Here is a 19,047-nt window from a genome sequence, read left to right as displayed (position 1 = left end):
GTCACGCGGGCACCGCGCACACGACCGTCCACCACGTCGAAAGAGCACGATCAGCGATGCCGAGCAAGACCAGCGCCACTTCGGCCAAGGCCGTGAAGGCCGCGGGAAAGGCGGCGCCCGGCCGGAAAAAGGGCAGCGGCAAGGGTAAAGGTACACGTCAGCGCCAGATTCCCTGGCTGGCCATCGGAGCGGCCGCCGTGATCATCGCGCTGATCGGCGCCCTGGCCTACAACCTGGTCCCGAAGTACCAGCAGGCGGCCGAACTGGAGAAGTTCACCCCCAGCGAGGACAACCAGGACCCCTCCCTCGCCATCGACGGCGTGGTGAAGAAGGACTACCCGGCCGGCCTGCACATCCAGCCGAACCAGCGGGTGGCCTACGACCAGAGCCCGCCCTTCGGCGGACCGCACGACAGCTCCTGGGCCACGTGCACCGGCATCGTCTACGACAAGCCGATCCGGGTGGAGAACGCGGTGCACTCGCTCGAGCACGGCGCGGTGTGGATCACCTACAACCCGGACAAGGTCGACGCCGCCGGCATCGAGACGCTGGCGAGCAAGGTCAAGGGCGAGCAGTACACAATGATGTCGCCCTACCCCGGCCAGGATTCGCCGGTCGCGCTGCAATCGTGGGGTCATCAGCTCAAGCTGGACAACCCCGACGACAAGCGCGTGCGCCAGTTCATCACCGCCCTGCGGCTGAACTCCTACGCCTACCCGGAGGTCGGCGCGGACTGCTCGACGATCGCCTTCGACACCGAGAACCCGCCGCCGTTCGACCCCACTCCCCCGGGCGATGACGCGGTGCCGATGGACGGTGGCGGCATCACGCCGGACCCGACCGAGCTCGGCGGTATGCCCGGTGGGCTGCCGGGCGTCCCGGGCGTTCCCGGACTGCCGGGTGGTCTGCCGGGTATGCCGGGTGGTGTGCCGGTGCCAGGTGGCGCTCCGGTGCCCGGTGGTGCGCCGGTTCCGCCCGCTCCACAGGGTGCGCAGCCGGGCGCGGGTCAGTAGATGGGATCGACGGACCTGCCGAAGGACTCCGAGGAGAACGCTGCCGACCGGTCATCCGTCGCCGCTGACGAATCCGGCGTCGTTGCCGGAGGCAGCGAACCGGAGGCCGGGACCGACGACGAGCGGGGCGGCGACTCCGGGTTCTCCGGTCAGTTCCGGCGCCAGCGCACCGCGTTGCTGGTGCTCGGCGTCATCGGGGCGATGGTGCTCGGTTTCGCCATCGGCGTGCTGGCCCGGCAGCCGCTGGACGGCGATTCCGGGCCGTCACCGAGCGCGGTCGACATCGGGTTCAGTCAGGACATGTCGGCCCATCACGCGCAGGCGGTGGAGATGGCCGGCGTCGCGCTCATCCGGTCCACCGATCAGGACGTGCGCCGGCTGGCCTACGACATCCTCACCACCCAGCAGAATCAGGTCGGGCGGATGCAGGGCTGGCTGCAACTGTGGGGTGCACCCGCGCGCGGCGTCGACGGCTACATGGGCTGGATGACCGAGCACGGCAGCGGCCACGATCATTCCGGCGGCCACGGCGCAGGCTCGGGCCATGACTCCGAGGGCCCCGTGCGCGAAATGCCGGGCATGGCGACCCCCGAGGAGCTGTCCGCCCTGCGTCAGGCCGAAGGTGTCGCCGGCGATGTGCTGTTCCTGCAATTGATGCTGCGCCACCACCAGGGCGGGCTGCCGATGATCCAGTACGCGGCCACCTACGCCGAGACCGCGGCCGTGCGGACCCTGGCCGGCAATATGGATCAGACCCAGCAGGGCGAATCCCAGCTGATGACGGGAATGCTCGCCGCCCGCGGCGCCGCACCCCTGCCGCTGAACTGAACCGCTTTTGGCACACGGCCGACGGATGCGATACGCTTTGCCCGCCCGATCGGACGGCCCTCCCGGCCCCGACCGGCCCGATCCCCGCCCTCGTAGCTCAGGGGATAGAGCGTCTGCCTCCGGAGCAGAAGGCCGCAGGTTCGATTCCTGCCGAGGGCACAGCGGAGTAAGGCCCCCGACCAGCACAGCGCAGGTCGGGGGCCTTACTCGTGGTCGCCCTCCGGGGTGGCCTCGCATCTGTCGGTGGGCACGAATACCCTTGTGCACAGGGGAGGTCGGCGTTTCCCAGAGCTGGCGGGGCCGCCGCCGATCCGTCCCTAGGCTCATCGAGCCGGACACGGACAGCGGTTACCAGGTGTCGTACTGTTCCAGACACACCCGGGGGAAACGGAGGACGAACCACGATGACTTACCCACCAGCAGGACAGCCGCCGCACGGGCAGCAGCCTCCCTACGGGCAGCAGCCGCCCTACGGCCAGCAGCCACCGCACGGCCAGCAGCCGTACGGGCAGCAGCCCCCGCCGTACGGCCAGCAGCCGCAGTACGGGCAGCAGCCGGGCCAGTACCCGCCGCCGGGTGGATTCCAGCAGCCGGGCGGATACCCGGCCCAGCAGCCGCCGAAGAAGAAGACCGGCCTGATCATCGGCCTCGTGGTACTCGCACTGGTCGTGGTCGGTGGCATCACCACCGGCGTAGTGATGACCATGCAGGGCAAGACGCCGCTGGCCTCGGATGAGAAGCAGGTCGAGAACGCGATCCGCGAGTTCTACGACACGATGGAAAGCGACGGCATCATCGCCGCCGCCGAGCTGTCGTGCGCGGCCGACCGGGCCGAGTTCGACAAGGCCTCGCAGAGCGAGAAGGACATGATGGACAAGGCGTCCTTCTCGATCGATATCGACAAGGTCGACAATGTCGTCATCACCGGCGACAAGGCCACGGCGAAGGTCACCGGCAAGTTCAGCATCACCATGCCGGGTGAGGACGCCAGCGAACCGGAGAACACCTCCGACGAAACCCTTGCCAAGGAAGACGGCAAGTGGAAGATCTGCTCGGACGACAACTGAGCCACCGCCGCGCGTGAGCTGCTGCGGACCCTCGCGCCGGAGGGTTCTGGGCGCCCTCGGCCTGGCCGCACTGCTGCCCGTCATGGGCGCGGTGTGGCCCGGCTCGGTTGCGGCCCAGCCGAATCCGATCCTCGCCGGCGATCTCGAGGTCGTCACCGTCACCGATCGGTCGGCCATCCTGACCTGGACCACGCGCGCACCGGACGCGGCCGGGCGGCTGGTGCCGGTGGCCACCGACGGCGAGGTCCGGCTGATTCCCGCCGACAGTCCGCGCGCACCGGTCCCGGTGTGGGCCGCCCAGACCCGGACACCGTTTCACTACGCGCAGGTCGACGGCCTGGAGCCGGGCCGGCGCTACCGATTCGAAGCCTGGTCGCAGGGTGTGCGGGCGGTCCCCGCACCGCATCTGATCACGCATCTACCCGACAGTCCCGAGCTGCTGGGCGAATTCAGCACGCTGGTCCCGCCCCCGGGCCGGCTGCTGCGCACGGTGGCGCTGGCCAATGACGTGCACTACGGCGAGGAGGTCAGCGGGCTCGTCGTCGGCGATCTGCCGCCCGGTTTCCGGCAGGAGCCGGGGTTGCCGCCGTATCCGGAGGTCATGCTGACGGCGCTGCTCGACGATCTGCGCCGCCCCGACCGCGATGCCGGGATGCTGCTGCTGGCCGGAGATCTCACCAGCGAGGCCACCCCCGCCGAGACCCATGGGGTGCGGGCGCACCTCGACGCATGGGGCACAGCGGGCGCCGACTATCTCGCGGTGCGCGGCAATCACGATCGCCCGCACGTCGGCGACGATTATCGGGCGTGCCCGGCGGTGCCCGGCAGCGGGACCCATTTCGATTGCTGGGCACAGGAATTCGGCCCCCGGCAGCAGCTGGTGGAGCAGGATCTCGGCGGACTGCGCCTGCTCGGCCTCGAGACCAGCGAACTCGACGGTTCCGGCGGCACGATCGAACGCCCGCAACTGGACCACGTGCGCGAGATCCTGCGCGCGGACCCCGACCGTCCGACGCTGGTGTTCGGCCATCACCCCGTCACCGTGGAATCGGGGCTCACCAACACCGCGGGCCCCGGGTTCGTACTGAACCGGCGTGACAGCGCCGAACTGCAAGCGCTGTACGAGCGCGCGCCGGGAGTGTTCCTGCACCACAGCGGCCATACCCACCGCAACCGGCGCACCCGCCCGGACGCGGCCTGCGCGGTCGAATTCCTCGAGGTGGCGGCGGTGAAGGAGTATCCGGGCGGCTACAGCCTGGTGCGGATCTACGAGGGCGGGTACATGCTGAACTTCTACAAGACCCGCACCGAGCACGCCCGCCGCTGGAGCACCATGACCCGCGGCGAATATTTCGGCCTGTTCCCCGACTACACACTCGGCACCTTCGCCGACCGCAATCACGTTGTAGCGCGTGATTTCTCGGGCCTGCGCTGACGCCGTCCGGCGCCTCGCCCGGCGGTGACGGAACCGGACGAGACGCCGGGCGACGCACCCGGGCCTGGAGCGAGCGGCGGGAATCGAACCCGCGTGAACGGCTTTGCAGACCGTTGCCTGAACCACTCAGCCACGCCCGCCTCACCTGTAGATAGTGCCGAGGCGGGACCGGCGCGCCCAGGGTTGCGATCAGCGTGATTGCAAGGCGCGGGTCGCGGGTCGACGGCCCGGCGGCGGGCACATGGAATGATCGGGTCCATGTCCAGGTCACGTCCGCTTCCGCTCGACCCGATCCAGGAGGCCCACCGGCAATGGGTGGGCCACGGCTGGGGCGCGGTGGCCGACGGCATGGCCGCGGTGACGTCGCTGGTGCGGGCGCAGCAGATCGTGATGTCGCGGGTGGACGAGGCGTTGAAACCCACCGGGTTGACCTTCTCCCGGTACGAGCTGCTCATGCTGCTCAGTTTCAGCAAGACCGGGGCGCTGCCGATGGCCAAGGCCAGCGCCCGCTTGCAGGTGCATCCGACCAGCGTCACCAATACCGTCGACCGGCTGGAGGCGGCCGGATTGGTGGTGCGGGTACCGCATCCCAGCGACCGCCGCGCCACCCTGATCGAAATCACCGACGCGGGAAGAGAAGTGGTGGCCAAGGCCACCGAACGACTCAATCGCGAGGTGTTCGCCCGTACCGGGCTGCCGCCCGACCGGCTGCGCACCCTGCTGCAGATCCTGGCGGAATTCCGGCACACCGCGGGCGACTTCGACACCGGCGACGAACCGGCCCGCTGGAACGCCACCGATTCGTGAACCCGCACAACGACAAACCGCGCGAATCGCCCAAGTAGCACAAACGACGAAAACCGTACCGTCCATTACTCCTCCGAGACGTCCGCTGGGTAACGTTCCGGCATCCAAGTAGCGAATTTCGCGCCCGTTCGCCTTGGCAAGGCCGCGCCGGTGGTCCACCATGGACCGCATGGTGCTGGTCCTCGGGGTGTCGGCGGGTGCCTGTGGTGCGCGCGCTGTGCTCACCCACTCCGACCAACCCCATCTGGATCCCATCGACCGATGCCAGGTTCCGCGGCGCGCCGGTGCGGGGATCGAAGAGGCGGTGTTCGAGGCCATCCGCAGGATGCGGATGGCCGCCGCGCGGCGCGACGAGCTGATCACCCGGATCGCAGTGACCTGCCGGTGCTCACTGCACGCCGACAGCATCCGGACCGCGGCGGGCGGTCACGAACTCACCGTCGTCGACGAGCCGCTGGCCCAGCTGCGCTACCTGCGCTTCACCGGCGCACTGCCCGACGCGGGCACCGCGATCCTCTACGACCTGGGCAGTTCCGGGCTCACCATCACCCATATCGACTGCCGCACCGACGCCGTACTGGCCTCCCGGCGCAGCACCGTGCTCGGCGGTGACGGCTACGACGCCCTGCTGCGCTGGCAGCTGGCCCGCGGCGGTGTGCTCACCGACAAGCCGACCATCCGCAAGCATCGCGAGGCGCTCAGCAGTGCGCGGGTGGTGACCGCGATGGATCCGGGCACCGACGAACGGGCGGTGGTCACCCGCAGCGATCTGGCCGAATTGTGCGCGGCCGGCATCCATCATTCGGCCTCGTTCGTCCGCCAGCTCAGCGAGGAGACCGGGGTGCGGCCGGACGCGCTGGTGCTGCTGGGTGGTTGTACCCGCAACCCGACCATCCGGGACGAACTCGAGGCGCTGGTCGGGATGCCGATCGTCTACGACCCCGAACCCGAATACGTCTCGGCGCGCGGTGCGGTGCTGCTGGCGGCCGAACGCCGCGCGGCCGAGATCAAGGTGCCGCGACTACGTCACCGCGCGCTGTCGGCGAGCCTGGCCGGCGGCCCGGTCGGTCGTCGCAAACTGGTCGCGGCGCTGGCGGTGACGGCCGGGCTGGGCGCCACCATCGCGGGACTGCTGACCGTGAACGGCGAATCGGCGCGGCACCCCGGCGGGGGTACCGCGCCGACGGAGATCGCGGGCATTCCGTCCAGCTCCGAACGCTGAACGCCGCCCGCGCGACTCAGCGGTTGGTGAACTTCGCCTGCCGCTTCTCCACGAAGGCGGACATGCCTTCCTTCTGATCTTCGATGGCGAACAGCGAGTGGAAGACCCGGCGTTCGAACCGCAGGCCCTCGGCCAGAGTGGTTTCGAAGGACCGGTTCACCGCTTCCTTGGCGATCATGGCCACCGGCAGCGACATCGAGGCGATGGTGTCGGCCACCTCGAGCGCGGTGTCGAGCAGTTCGGCGGCGGGCACGATCCGCGAGACCAGCCCGGCGCGTTCAGCCTCCTCGACATCCATATTGCGTCCGGTGAGCACCAGATCCATGGCCTTGGCCTTGCCGATGGCGCGGGTCAGCCGCTGCGAGCCGCCGATGCCGGGGATGACGCCCAGCTTGATCTCGGGCTGCCCGAACTTGGCGGTGTCGGCGGCGATCAGGATGTCGCAGATCATCGCCAGTTCACAGCCGCCGCCGAGCGCGTAACCGGCGACGGCCGCGATGGTGGGCTTGCGGAAGTTGGCCAGGCGGTCCCAGCGCGCGAAGAAGTCGTTCATGAACATGTCCATGTACGACTGGGGCTGCATCTCCTTGATGTCGGCACCCGCGGCGAAGGCCTTCTCCGAACCGGTGATGACGACGGCACCGATCTCGTTGTCGTTTTCCAGCTCGTCGAGTGCGGCGATGACGTCATCGAGGACCTGCGCGTTCAGCGCGTTCAGCGCCTTCGGCCGGTTCAGCGTGATCAGGCCGACCCGGCCCTTGCGCTCCAGCAGAATGGTCTCGAATTCGCTCACTGTGCACCCTCTTGCTCGGATCGGTTACGGATGTCGGTGACGATAGCGGAGAAGTCCTTGCCGCCCGCCGACTGGTTGAACCGCTCGTAGATCTGCGCGGCCAGCAGCCCGAGCTGACCATCGACACCGTTGGTGCGCAGCGCATTCGCGGCCAGACCGAGGTCCTTGTTCATCAACGCGGTGGCGAAACCCGGCTCGTAGTCGTTGTTGGCCGGACTGCTGGGTACCGGGCCCGGAACCGGGCAGTAGCTGGTGAGCGCCCAGCTCTGACCGGAGGCCTTGGACACCACATCGAAGAACGACTGATGGCTCAGCCCCAGCTTCTCCCCCAGCACCAGCGCCTCGGACAGGCCGATCATGGAGATGCCGAGCAGCATGTTGTTGCAGATCTTGGCGACCTGGCCGACGCCGTTCGCGCCGCAGTGCACCACCTTGCCGCCCATCACGTCCAGCACCGGCAGCGCCTCGGCGAAATCGGCCTCCGCGCCGCCGACCATGAAGGTCAGCGTGCCCGCGGCGGCACCGGCCACCCCACCGGAGACGGGTGCGTCCAGGGCGCGATGCCCGGCCGCGACCGCCATCTCGGCGGCCGCCTTGGCATCGGCGACGTCGATGGTGGAGCAGTCGATGAACAGCGTGCCCGGCCGCGCGGCCGGCACCAGCTCGCCGTAGACGTCGCGGACCAGTTTGCCGTTGGTCAGCATGGTGATCACGATGTCGCGGTCGACGGCGGCCGCAACACCCGATTCGACCAGCCGGATCCCCGCCTCGCGCGCGGTCTCCTGGGCTGCGGGCATCGGGTCGAAGGCGTGCACATCGTAGCCGGCGCGCACCAGATTGGCGGCCATCGGCGCACCCATGTGGCCGAGGCCGAGAAAACCGATCGTCTTGCGGGCAGGCTCGTTCACTGCTGTCCCTCCGGGCTCGGGGCGGTCAAACCCAGTTCGTGGCCACCCAATTCGGTGAAATAGGTCGCGACCTGCTCGTCGGTCACCGCGTCCAGAGTGGCCGGCGACCATTGCGGGTTGCGATCCTTGTCGATGACCTGCGCGCGAATGCCCTCGACCAGGTCGTGGGATCCGAGCGTGGCGATCGAGACGCGGTATTCCTCGTTCAGCACCGTCTCCAGCGACTGCGCGCGCCGTGCGGAACGCAGCGAACGCAGCGTGACCTTCAGCGACACCGGCGATTTCGACAGCAGTTCGGTGGCCGCTGCCTGTGCCTCGGGGCCGTTGGCGCGCAGGCGGTCCACGATCTCTTCGACCGTATCGGCGCTGTAGCAGGCGTCGATCCAGGACCGCTGGGCCAGCAGCTCCGATTCCGGTGCGGCGGTGGCGAATTTGGCGATGGCGATATCGGCGGTCTCGCTGCGCAGCGTGTCCAGCAGCGCCGGAATGTGCTCGGAGGGAATGTAATAGTCGGCGAAACCGGCGGCGATGGCGTCACCGGCGCGCATCCGGGCGGTGGTGAGCGCCACATGGGTGCCGAGCTCGCCGGGGGTGCGGGCCAGCAGATAGGTGCCGCCGACATCGGGCACGAACCCGATACCGACCTCGGGCATGCCGATCATGGACCGCTCGGTGACGATCCGGTGCCCGGCATGTCCGGACAAACCCACACCGCCGCCCATGACGATGCCGTCCATCACCGCCACATACGGCTTGGGGTAGCGCCCGATCAGCGCGTTGAGGATGTACTCGTCGCGCCAGAACTGGCCCGAGGCGGATTCCGCGCCGGTGGCCGAGGCGTCCGGATCCTGCTGGGCGCGCTTGGCGTCGTCGTGGATGGCGACGATATCGCCGCCCGCGCACAGGCCGCGCTCGCCCGCACCGGTGAGCACCACGGTGCGGATCTGCGGGTCCTCGGCCCAGGCGCGCAGCGCGTCGGTGATGGTGCGCACCATCGGGTGATTGAGCGCGTTGATCGCCTTGGGCCGGTTCAGCGTGATGACGCCGAGCCCGTCGCGGGTCTCGATCAGGACTTCGGGTTCACTCATGCTGCTCCTGCCCCGCGGGCGGCCGAGGTCATCGACCGGGCGACGACCACCCGCATGATTTCGTTGGTGCCCTCGAGGATCTGATGTACCCGCAGATCCCGGACGATTTTCTCCAGACCGTACTCGGCGAGGTAACCGTAGCCGCCGTGCAGTTGCAGGGCCTTGTTGGCGACCTCGAATCCGGCGTCGGTGGCGAAACGCTTGGCCATCGCGCACAACTCGACCTTGTCGTCGGCATCGGCGTCGAGGGCGTCGGCCGCCCGCCACAGCAGGGTGCGCGCGGCCTCCAACTGCGTGCGCATATCGGCCAGGTCGAACTGCAAGGCCTGGTTCTTCAGCAGCGGTGCGCCGAAGGCCTGCCGCTGCGCCAGGTACGGGACGGTCTTGTCCAGCGCCGCCTGCGCGCCGCCGATCGAGCAGGCCGCGATATTGAGCCTGCCGCCATTGAGCCCGTTCATGGCGATCCGGAAGCCGTCGCCCTCGGCGCCGAGCCGGTTGGCGACCGGGACGCGGGCGTCGGTGAGGATCACCTGCCGGGTCGGCTGCGCCTTCCAGCCCATCTTCTTCTCGTTCGGGCCGACGGTGAGACCGGGAGTGTCGGCGGGCACGATGAGCGCCGAAATGCCGCGCGGCCCTTCGTCTCCGGTGCGCACCATCATCACGTACACGTCGTTGGCGCCGGCACCGGAGATGAACTGCTTGGCGCCGTTGAGGATGTAGTCGTCGCCGTCACGGACCGCCTTGGTGGTCAACGCCGCCGCGTCCGAGCCGACACCCGGTTCGGTGAGGGCGTAACTGCCGAGGATCTCCATCGAGGTCATGCCCGGCAGCCAGCGGAAACGCTGGGCGTCGTCACCGTAGGCGTCGATCATCCACGCGGCCATGTTGTGGATGGAGATATAGGCGGCGACCGCCGGGCAGCCGGTGGCCAGCTCCTCGAAGATGCGCACCGCGTCCAGCCGGCGCAGCGCCGAACCGCCCACGTCCTCGGCGACATAGATGCCGCCGAGGCCGACCGAACCGGATTTACGCAGCACCTCGATCGGGAAGTGCATGTGCTCGTCCCATTCGAGCGCGTGCGGGGCCAGGAATTCGTCGGCGAAATCGCGTGCGGTCTCGCGAATCGCGCGTTCGTCGTCGTTCAGGGTGAACATCGCCTCAGTCCATCGTCGGGATGACGAAGTGGTCCGCGTTCTCCTTCAGACCCTTCGGCCAGCGCTGGGTGACGGTCTTGGTCTTGGTGTAGAAGCGGATGGAATCCGGGCCGTGCTGGTTCAGATCGCCGAAACCGGACCGCTTCCAGCCACCGAAGGTGTGGTAAGCGATGGGCACCGGGATCGGGACGTTGATGCCGACCATGCCGACCTGGACGCGGGCCGCGAAATCGCGCGCGGTGTCGCCGTCACGGGTGAAGATGGCGACGCCGTTGCCGAATTCGTGCTCGCTGGCCAGACGCAGACCCTCTTCGTAATCGTGCGCGCGCACCACGCTGAGCACCGGACCGAAGATCTCCTCGGTGTAGATGCGCATCTCGGGAGTGACCTTGTCGAACAGGGTCGCGCCGACGAAATAGCCGTCCTCGGCGCCGTCGACGGTGAGGTTGCGCCCGTCCACCACCAGTTCGGCGCCCTCGTCGACGCCGATCTGGATGTAGTTCTTCACCCGGTCCACGCCGTCGCTGCCGACCAACGGGCCGAAGTCGACGCCGGGATCGTCGGAGCGGCCGACATTGAGCTTGTGCACCCGCTCGGTGAGCTTGGCGACCAGCCGGTCGGCGGTCTCCTCCCCCACCGGCACGGCCACCGAGATGGCCATGCAGCGCTCGCCGGCCGAACCGTAACCGGCGCCGATGAGCTGATCGGCGACGTCGTCGAGGTCGGCGTCGGGCATCACGATGGCGTGGTTCTTGGCGCCGCCGAAGCACTGGGCGCGCTTGCCGTTGGCGGTGGCGGTCTCGTAGATGTACTGCGCGATCGGAGTGGAGCCGACGAAGCCGACGGCCTGGATGCGCGGGTCGTGCAGGATCGCGTCGACGGCTTCCTTGTCGCCGTTGACGACATTGAACACGCCGGCGGGCAGCCCGGCCTCGAGGAACAACTCGGCCAGCCGCAGCGGGACCGAGGGGTCACGCTCGGACGGCTTGAGCACGAAGGCATTACCGCAGGCCAGCGCCGGTCCGGCCTTCCACAGCGGGATCATGGCCGGGAAGTTGAACGGAGTGATGCCGGCGACCACGCCGAGCGGCTGCCGCATCGAGTAGACGTCGATGCCGGTGCCCGCGCTCTCGGTGTACTCGCCCTTGAGCAGGTGCGGGATGCCGGTCGAGAACTCGATGACCTCGAGCCCGCGCTGGATATCGCCCTTGGCGTCGGCGAGGGTCTTGCCGTGCTCGCTCGACAACAGCGCCGCCAGCGAGTCCATCTCGTCCTGCACCAGCGTCAGGAATTTCATCAGCACGCGCGCCCGCTTCTGCGGGTTGAACGCGGCCCATTCCGGCTGCGCGGCGGCAGCGTTGGCGATCGCCGCCTGCACCTCGGAGGTGCTCGCCAGCGGAACCCTGGCCTGCACCTGCCCGACATTGGGATCGAACACATCACCGAAGCGGCCGGAGGTGCCGGGGACCTGCTGTCCGCCGATGAAGTGGGTGAGTTCACGAACCATGCGAATCCTGTCCTCAGGGTGGTGTTGAACAGCGGCAGCATGCGGCGCATGCGCAGGTTTACGGTCGTCCAATAGTTGGACGTCCAAGCAAAATGGTACACCCACCCACTTCGTTGCACCAGAGTCAGCCGATGCGCACCTCCGGAATCGTCGACATGAGCCGATCCCACTCGGGATACATCTGAACCTTGCGCTGATGCAACGCCATGATCCGAGCGTTGAGCTCCGGATCGGGATCATCGGACAGATCCGGGCCGATGGCCACCTTCGCCAGATACGGGATGATCACCGGATCTCCGGCCAGGTGCACCGGATCGTGCATGTAGCGCTCGAGCGCGGCCAGATCGGCGAGGCCGACGCAGTACGAATGTGTGAAGCCCGCTGACGGATCACCGAGATCCTGTCCGACGCAGGCGAATTCGACCGAATTCACCGACGCGGTGCGTCGCATCGTCGCCAGCACCAGGTCTTTCTGCTGCTCGGTGACGTCGTCGCGGAATGCGAAGCGCAGTAGGTGCACGATCATGAGTCCTCCAGATTGAACTTGCTGGTTCAAAAGACAGCACCAACTAGTACAGTCAAACAAATGAACCCGCAAGTTCAAGTCAGGTCGATGTGCCGATAAGCTCGCCTCGTGACTCCAGCTACGACCAGTCGCGGACGCATCGACAAACGCCAGGCGATCCTCGACGTGGCTTTCGAGGTCTTCGCCCGCCGCGGCTACGACCAGGCGTGCGTGCAGGAAATCGCGGACGAGGCCGGGGTGGCCAAGCCGACCGTGTACAACCACCTCACCGATAAGCCGACTTTGCTGCGGGAGGCGATGCGCGCCGCGGCGGATACGGTCGCGGCAGAGTGCTCGGCCGCGCTGGAACCGTTACGCGACTCGCGTTCGCAACCCGGCCCCGCGCTCGGCGACGCAGCATATCGCCTGGTCACGGTATGCGCGGGAGCCCGAGCCACGGCACTACATCGACTGACCCACGCGCAGCTCGTCTCGTTTCCCGAACTGGCCGACGAGATCCTGGAGCGGGTGCCACAGCAATTGGCCGAGGCACTGGCCGACCGGCTGGCCCGGTACATGCTCGACGGCCGGCTGCGCCACGCCGATCCGGAACGCGCGGCCGAGCAGCTACTCGCCCTGCTCACCGGGCCGCTCGAACGGCACAGCAGACTCGGTACCCAGGCAGTCCCGGACCCCACTCTGCGCGATATCGCGGACGCGGCGGTCGAGACCTTCCTGCGGGCCTATGCACCCGAGGACGGGTAGCCGCTGCGTGGCTCTATCCGGATGAGTGCCCGGCGCGGGTGAGCAAATAGCCGCCGGCGCCGAGCACCAGCGCGCCGAGGATCAGCACTGCGCCCGCGGCGCCGACGGAGCCGTCGGTCCAGTCCCAGACCGCCTCGGCCGCGGCGAGGGCGAGGGCGACGGCGCCGCCGAGGACGAGGACCCAGGAGCGGTCGGTCAGGTAGCCGGTGAAGCAGAGCAGGGCGACCAGGGCGGTGAGCCAGTAGGCCAGCACCATGGACTCGTAGTCGCCGCTGGACTGGGCGCCGTAGATGGCGAACAGTACCGCGACCAGATAGCCGGCCCAGCGTTCCTCGAAGGCACCGAATCGGGTGAGCAGGGCCCAGCCGAGGCCGAGCAGCAGGATGCCGAACCCGGGCCAGCCCTCGCGCAGACCGGCGAAATCGGTGATCACACCGGAGACGACGGCGGCGCTGAGCACCGCGCAGACGAGGATCCCGAGCAGCGACGGCAGCGCCAGATAGCCGATCACCGCCGCGATCAGGCCCGTGATGCAGGCATAGACCCACGCCGAATCGGTGTTGCCGTCCTCGATCGCGGTGCCGACGGTGCCGGCGACCAGGGCGGCGGTGAGCGCGAACAGCACCGCGGCGAGCCGGGTGCGGGACGCGGGTATCCGGATGCGGTCGCCTGTCCGGCCCCGGCCACGGGTCGACGGGAACAGGCCCGCCGGACCACCTGCGACAGCCACCCCGATCATCGCCACCACCACGGTGATCAGCGCCAGAACGACGACGCGGCCGGTTCGCGCCAGGTCTTCCCAGGAGGCGGCCAGTACCAGCGAGATCCCCGCGAGCAGCAAACCGGCGCCGGTGTAGGCCGCGATTTCGGCGAGCACCTTCGCTCGCGACGGGCGCGCGTCCGGTTCGGCCAGCGCCGCGAGGACCGCGTCCCGCTGGTCCTCGGTCAGCACACCAGTATCGACCAGATCGCGCAGGGCCGCGGCCTGACGCCGTGTACCCCGACCGCGCAAGGTCGCTGCGCCGAGATCAGCCGGCCCGGATGCGCTACTGCCGGGCCCGGTGCCCGCGCCAGGGTCGTAGCTCGCGCCGGGACCCGCCGCGCCGGGACCGGGGGCCGCGCCGGCATCGGGAAACGCCCCCGATGCCCCACTGTTGTCGTCGACCACGCGGCCAGTATCTCCGACCCGCCCGCGGTTTCGGCGGTACTCCGGATGCGGGCGCGGCTCGCGTGTGACAATCGCCCGGACCGGGTGAACGGCGGACGGGACGGACATCATGGATCTCACCGACATTCCCATCATCGACGCGCATATCCACCAGTGGGATCCGCTGTCGACGCCGCGGGATTTCAGCGGCCTGGCCCGGCTGTTCCGGTATCTGCCGGTGCCGATCGGGGTCGCGATGAAGGTGGCGCCGCGCCGCGACCGCGAGTTCGTCGGCGATCCGACGCCGTATATGCATCCGTATCTGCCCGCGAACTACCGCAACGACACCGCCGGGCTGAAGGTCCGCACCATCGCCCATATCGAGGTCGAATGGACCGGCGCCGGCCCGCTGGCCAAGGCGGATGAGACCCGCTGGGTGGCGAGCCTGCCGTTCGGCATCGACACCCCGCGCCTGGGCGCGATCATCGCCAGTGCCGATCCGGCCGCGCCGGGCTTCGCCGAACTGATGGATGCGCATGCCTCGGCCTCATCGCTGCTGCGTGGCATCCGCACCATGGTCGCCCATCATCCAGACCCGGACGTGCGTTCGTTCACCAACACCCCGGGCGATCTCACCGCGAACGCCTTCCTCGAAGGGTTCGCCGAACTCGCGCGGCGGGAGTTGTCGTTCGAAGCATGGGTGTATTCGCATCAGCTGCCCGATGTCGCCGCGCTGGCGGCCCGATATCCTGAGGTCACCATCGTGCTGAATCATCTCGGCACCCCGGCGGGGATCTTCGGCGCGGTCGGCAAGCACACCGGTTACAACCCCGGTCACCGGCGCGAGCTGTTCGTGCGCTGGCGTGACGACATCGCGGCCGTGGCGGCCCAGCCGAATGTGGTGGCCAAGGTCAGCGGTCTGATGATGCCGATTCTCGGGCATCCGGTGCCGCCGCGCGGCAGCGCGACGCCGGTCCCCGAGCTGATCGAGCGGATCGGCCCGATGCTGCGGCACGCGGTGGACTGTTTCGGGGTCGAACGGCTGGTGTGGGGCTCCAATTTCCCGGTGGACAAGCCGATCACCACCATTGCCGGCAGCGCGCAGGCGGTGGCGGCGGTGCTCACCGATCACGTCGGCGACACGGACTGCCTGGACCAGGTGTTCCGTGCGAATGCCCAGCGCGTCTACCGCATCGACGAATCCTGAGTCAGGCCCGGCGCAGCTCGTCGTACCACGCGGTCAGCGTGCGCAGACCGCTGGCCGCGATGGTCTCGTCTTCGGCCAGCATGCGCAGCGCACGGCGCAGCAGGGTCGGATCCAGATCGTCTGGTGCGGACTGGAATTGAGGTGTCGGCAGGGCGGGCAGCTCAAGCTCTTCGCCGTAGGGATCGGTGTCACCGCCGGGCCCGCCGCCGCGTTCGACCCCGCCGACGAGGGTGTCCAGCGACAGTCCGCGCAGCGTGAGCAGATCGCGTGGATACTCATCGAGCCGTTCGGCGAGCAGGTAGCACAGCGCCGCGACATGTTTGCACGGCCAGCCCGGATCGGGGCAGGTGCAGCCGAAATCCAGGTCCGCCGCGGTCTCCGGGAGCAGATGCGGTGACAGCGCTGCCGGCAGCGCGCCGGAGGCGATCTGGGCAAGCATGCCCGGCGCCGAGCGGATCTGCTCGACCAGCAGTTCGACCTCCTCGGCGCGCAGTGGCCGAACCGTACAGGTGGCAGTGAACGGGCGCGGCTGACTGCCCTGCACCTCGCCGACGACTGCGCCGCGCTCGATCCGATAGCTCACCACCTGGCCGGAGCGCGCATAGCTGCGCCCGCGTGCGAGCCGCCCCGGTTCGGCCATCCGCTCGACCGCCTCGATGAACGCCCTGCCCCACGCGGTGCGCGCGAAAGCTCCACGCCTGCTGCGGGCTTCGACACCCCCGGACACCGGCCGGCGCGGCCCGAACTCGCGATAATCGACGCGCGGGCTCATTCGCCCACCGCCTCCGCGCCGAGGGTGAACAGCTCGCGCAGCTCGTCGGTGCTCAACTCGGTGATCCAGTTCTCCCCGGAACCGACCGCGAGATCGGCCAGTTGCCGTTTGCCGCTGATCATTTCGTCGATGCGTTCTTCGATGGTGTCGACGCATACCAGCTTGCGCACCTGGACCGCACGCTGCTGGCCGATCCGGTAGGCGCGGTCGGTGGCCTGGTTCTCCACCGCCGGGTTCCACCAACGGTCCAGGTGCACGACATGATTGGCGGCGGTCAGGTTGAGGCCGGTGCCACCGGCCTTGAGCGACAACATCATCAGCGGCGGACCGTCGGGGGCCTGGAATTCGGCCACCATGGTGTCGCGGCGCTCTTTGGCGACCCCACCGTGCAGGAACGGAATCCTGGTGCCGAATCGTTCGGCCAGATACGGCGCGATCAGGTCGCCGAACTCCCGGAACTGGGTGAACAGCAGCGCCTTCTCACCGTCGGCGAGCACCGCGTCCAGCACGTCCTCCACCAAGGCCAGCTTGCCGGAACGGTGCCCGCCCCGGCGCAGCACCGGCGAGCCGTCACCGAGGTAGTGCGCGGGATGGTTGCAGACCTGTTTGAGCCTGGTCAGCGCGCCGAGCACCGCCCCCTTGCGGGCCATGCCCTTGGCGTCGCGGAGTTTGTTCAGCATGTCGTCGACGACGGCCTGGTAGAGCGCGGCCTGCTCGATAGTCAGGTTGGCGCGCACCGTCATCTCCAGTTTGTCGGGCAGATCGGAGATCACGCTCGGATCGGTCTTCACCCGGCGCAGCACGAACGGCGCGGTGATGGTGCGCAGCCGGGTGATGGCGTTCTCGTCGCGTTCGCGTTCGATCGGCACGGCGAATCGGGCTCGGAAGGTCTGCGCGCTGCCGAGCAGTTTCGGCATGGTGAAATCCAGGATCGAGCGCAGCTCCTCGAGCCGGTTCTCCACCGGTGTTCCGGTCAGCGCCAGCCGGTGCCTGGCCGGCAGCGCGCGGGCGGCCCGTGCCTGCCTGGTGCCCGAGTTCTTGATGTGCTGAGCCTCATCGAGCACCACCCGTTCCCAGTCGCGGGCGGCCAGATCCGCGATATCGCGGGCCATCAGGGCATAGGTGGTGAGCACCAGATCGGCGTCGGCGATGGCGGACCACAGCTGCTCGCCCTTGGCGCGCCCGGCGCCGTGATGGACGAGCACGCGCAGGTCGGGGGCGAATCGCTCGGCTTCGCGCTGCCAGTTGCCGACCACCGACATCGGGCACACCAGCAGCGTCGGGCCGACCGGCCGCTCGCCGGCGCGTTCGTGCAGCAGCAGCGCCAAGACCTGGATCGTCTTGCCGAGACCCATATCGTCGGCGAGGATCGCGCCGAGACCCATCCGGCTCATCGCCGCCAGCCAGGACAGGCCGCGCTCCTGATACGGCCGCAGCTGCGCCTTCAACCCGATCGGCGCGGGCACCGGTTCGCCTGCGGCCGACGGGTCGAACAGTTCGGCGGCCCAGCCGGTGGCGCTGACCTCGGTGACCGGCACCTGGTCGACGCGGGTCGCGGCGATCTCGCCGATCATGTCGGCCAGGGTGACCTCGGCGTCCTCGGTATGCAGCGCGACGTACTTCGCGGCGGCCGACAGCACCTTGTGGTCGGCCTGCACCCACTCCCCGCGCAACTGCACCAGATCCGATTTCGCGTGGATCAGCCGCTGCATCTCGTCGCGGCTGAGCACGGTGTCGCCGAGGGCGAGTTCCCAGCGGTAGGACACCAGCCCGGGCAGCCCGACGGTGCTCTCGGCCGCGGGCACCGCGCTGTTCACCTGCAGCCGCATGGTCGGGGTGCTGACCGTCCAGGCTCGCGGCAACAGCAGCCGGATGCCGGCCTCCTGCAACGCGTGCACACCGTGCGCGACCAGATCGACCACCACTTCGGTGGGCAGCAGCAGGTCCATGGTGCGCGGATCGCCGGGCAGATCGCGCAACCGCGGATAGGCGCGCTGCGCTTCGCCCAGCCGTTCCACCGCGGCCCGCACCAACTGCGGATCACCGTGCAGCGGAACAGGAGTGGGCGCCTGACCGTCGACGCGCAGGCAGACCTCGAGCCGCCACAGTGCCACCTCGTCGGTGTCATCGGCGTCGGGTTCGAGCAGCCGCAGCACCAGTTCGGGTTCGTCGGCGGCGAGGCTCTGGCGCCAGCGGTCCAGCATCTGCGCGGCCTGATGACTGCCCGCCTCCACCGGGACGTCGGCGGTGAGCCCGTGCGCCAGCGGATGCGGGCAGTCGTGCGGCGGAATCAGTTCGCGGACAAGGGGATCGGTGAGTTCGGTGACCATGTCGTCGAGCACGGCGGCCGGCTCACCGGCCACGCGGAGTGCCGCGGGCATCGCGGACGCGAGTTCGGCCAGCCAGGCCCGCTGCCCCGCTCCGCCGACCAGCCGCCAGCGCGCCCACCATTGCCCATCGTCGCGACGCAGCTCCGGCACCACCCGCCCGGCCCGCACCCAGCGCTCGATGCCCAGGGCGACATGAGCGAGAAACCGCAGATCACCCGCCACGGCCGTAGCGGGCAGGCGTTGCCGCAGGGCCGCCGCGGCGGCATCGGGCGCCAGGGCGTGCGCGGGCACCCGTTCGGTGCGGAATCCGCCGTCGCCGGCGAGCAGCACCTGCGCGCGATGCCGGAATTTCGCGGTGCGCACGACATCGCCCAGCAAGCCGGGCACGGCCTTCGCGGCGCCGGCATCGGGGCCCGCGCCGTGGCCGGGCGGGCGCCACAGCAGCAGCCCGGATCCCGGCGACCACAGACCGTGCAGCATGGCCTCATCAAAGCACCCG

At 69.0% G+C, this 19,047-nt stretch carries 17 protein-coding genes and 2 tRNA genes; 9 read left to right on the top strand and 10 right to left on the bottom strand.

What is annotated here, in order from left to right:
• Positions 1–56: 56 nt before the first annotated feature.
• The 5 genes from NOCYR_RS05640 (at position 57) to NOCYR_RS05620 (ending at position 4,343) form a co-directional block, all read left to right on the top strand.
• Complete coding sequence (locus NOCYR_RS05640; RefSeq protein WP_014349393.1) at positions 57–1,013, top strand: DUF3105 domain-containing protein; 957 nt, start codon at positions 57–59, stop codon at positions 1,011–1,013.
• The gene (locus NOCYR_RS05635; protein ID WP_014349392.1) at positions 1,014–1,841 is read left to right on the top strand and encodes a DUF305 domain-containing protein; all 828 of its coding nucleotides are present in this window, start codon (positions 1,014–1,016) and stop codon (positions 1,839–1,841) included. It abuts the gene before it with no gap.
• A gap of 86 nt (positions 1,842–1,927) precedes the next feature.
• A tRNA-Arg gene (locus tag NOCYR_RS05630) sits at positions 1,928–2,000 on the top strand.
• A 245-nt stretch (positions 2,001–2,245) separates the two neighbouring features.
• The gene (locus NOCYR_RS30015; protein WP_014349391.1) at positions 2,246–2,908 is read left to right on the top strand and encodes a hypothetical protein; all 663 of its coding nucleotides are present in this window, start codon (positions 2,246–2,248) and stop codon (positions 2,906–2,908) included.
• A gap of 13 nt (positions 2,909–2,921) precedes the next feature.
• Entirely contained in the window at positions 2,922–4,343 is a 1,422-nt protein-coding gene (locus NOCYR_RS05620; RefSeq protein WP_014349390.1) for a metallophosphoesterase, read from the top strand.
• 65 nt (positions 4,344–4,408) lie between these two features.
• Here the strand turns inward: NOCYR_RS05620 and NOCYR_RS05615 are convergent.
• Positions 4,409–4,483 (bottom strand) — tRNA-Cys (locus NOCYR_RS05615).
• 118 nt (positions 4,484–4,601) lie between these two features.
• Here NOCYR_RS05615 and NOCYR_RS05610 point away from each other — a divergent pair.
• Both NOCYR_RS05610 and NOCYR_RS05605 read left to right on the top strand, forming a co-directional pair.
• Positions 4,602–5,150: a MarR family winged helix-turn-helix transcriptional regulator gene (locus NOCYR_RS05610; protein WP_014349389.1), complete on the top strand. Its 549-nt coding sequence runs from the start codon at positions 4,602–4,604 to the stop codon at positions 5,148–5,150.
• A gap of 169 nt (positions 5,151–5,319) precedes the next feature.
• A complete protein-coding gene (locus NOCYR_RS05605; RefSeq protein ID WP_048833935.1) occupies positions 5,320–6,372 on the top strand; it encodes an Hsp70 family protein in 1,053 nt (350 codons plus the stop codon).
• A 16-nt stretch (positions 6,373–6,388) separates the two neighbouring features.
• Here NOCYR_RS05605 and NOCYR_RS05600 read toward each other — a convergent pair whose 3' ends face one another.
• The 6 genes from NOCYR_RS05600 to NOCYR_RS05575 all read right to left on the bottom strand — a co-directional run bounded on the left by NOCYR_RS05600 (position 6,389) and on the right by NOCYR_RS05575 (position 12,348).
• The gene (locus NOCYR_RS05600) at positions 6,389–7,165 is read right to left on the bottom strand and encodes an enoyl-CoA hydratase (RefSeq protein ID WP_014349387.1); all 777 of its coding nucleotides are present in this window, start codon (positions 7,163–7,165) and stop codon (positions 6,389–6,391) included.
• Complete coding sequence (gene mmsB, locus NOCYR_RS05595) at positions 7,162–8,073, bottom strand: 3-hydroxyisobutyrate dehydrogenase (RefSeq protein WP_269147612.1); 912 nt, start codon at positions 8,071–8,073, stop codon at positions 7,162–7,164. Before mmsB ends, NOCYR_RS05600 begins: the two co-directional genes overlap by 4 nt.
• Positions 8,070–9,161, bottom strand: coding sequence for an enoyl-CoA hydratase/isomerase family protein (locus NOCYR_RS05590; RefSeq protein WP_014349385.1), 1,092 nt, complete (start codon positions 9,159–9,161; stop codon positions 8,070–8,072). Before NOCYR_RS05590 ends, mmsB begins: the two co-directional genes overlap by 4 nt.
• Positions 9,158–10,315: an acyl-CoA dehydrogenase family protein gene (locus NOCYR_RS05585; protein ID WP_014349384.1), complete on the bottom strand. Its 1,158-nt coding sequence runs from the start codon at positions 10,313–10,315 to the stop codon at positions 9,158–9,160. Before NOCYR_RS05585 ends, NOCYR_RS05590 begins: the two co-directional genes overlap by 4 nt.
• Positions 10,316–10,319: 4 nt before the next feature.
• A complete protein-coding gene (locus NOCYR_RS05580) occupies positions 10,320–11,822 on the bottom strand; it encodes a CoA-acylating methylmalonate-semialdehyde dehydrogenase (RefSeq protein ID WP_014349383.1) in 1,503 nt (500 codons plus the stop codon).
• A gap of 124 nt (positions 11,823–11,946) precedes the next feature.
• Positions 11,947–12,348, bottom strand: a complete 402-nt coding sequence (locus NOCYR_RS05575) for a Dabb family protein (protein ID WP_014349382.1) — start codon at positions 12,346–12,348, stop codon at positions 11,947–11,949.
• Positions 12,349–12,456: 108 nt separating this feature from the next.
• Here NOCYR_RS05575 and NOCYR_RS05570 point away from each other — a divergent pair, with 108 nt between their 5' ends.
• Positions 12,457–13,092, top strand: coding sequence for a TetR/AcrR family transcriptional regulator (locus NOCYR_RS05570; protein WP_048832905.1), 636 nt, complete (start codon positions 12,457–12,459; stop codon positions 13,090–13,092).
• 13 nt (positions 13,093–13,105) lie between these two features.
• On the opposite strand, the gene NOCYR_RS05565 is transcribed toward NOCYR_RS05570, so the two are convergent.
• Positions 13,106–14,260, bottom strand: coding sequence for a DUF2157 domain-containing protein (locus NOCYR_RS05565; protein WP_148280537.1), 1,155 nt, complete (start codon positions 14,258–14,260; stop codon positions 13,106–13,108).
• Between the two features lie 109 nt (positions 14,261–14,369).
• On the opposite strand from NOCYR_RS05565, the gene NOCYR_RS05560 reads away from it, so the two are divergent.
• The gene (locus tag NOCYR_RS05560; RefSeq protein WP_014349379.1) at positions 14,370–15,446 is read left to right on the top strand and encodes an amidohydrolase family protein; all 1,077 of its coding nucleotides are present in this window, start codon (positions 14,370–14,372) and stop codon (positions 15,444–15,446) included.
• 1 nt (position 15,447) lies between these two features.
• Here NOCYR_RS05560 and NOCYR_RS05555 read toward each other — a convergent pair whose 3' ends face one another.
• Both NOCYR_RS05555 and NOCYR_RS05550 read right to left on the bottom strand, forming a co-directional pair.
• Positions 15,448–16,218, bottom strand: a complete 771-nt coding sequence (locus NOCYR_RS05555) for a hypothetical protein (RefSeq protein ID WP_014349378.1) — start codon at positions 16,216–16,218, stop codon at positions 15,448–15,450.
• Complete coding sequence (locus tag NOCYR_RS05550; protein ID WP_014349377.1) at positions 16,215–19,028, bottom strand: DEAD/DEAH box helicase; 2,814 nt, start codon at positions 19,026–19,028, stop codon at positions 16,215–16,217. Before NOCYR_RS05550 ends, NOCYR_RS05555 begins: the two co-directional genes overlap by 4 nt.
• Positions 19,029–19,047: the final 19 nt, after the last annotated feature.

Origin of the sequence: Nocardia cyriacigeorgica GUH-2, from assembly GCF_000284035.1 — a bacterium.
Classification (GTDB): Bacteria; Actinomycetota; Actinomycetes; order Mycobacteriales; family Mycobacteriaceae; genus Nocardia; species Nocardia cyriacigeorgica_B.
Note: the sequence above shows the minus strand (reverse complement) of the source record. Positions and strands in the feature narration are given on the sequence as shown.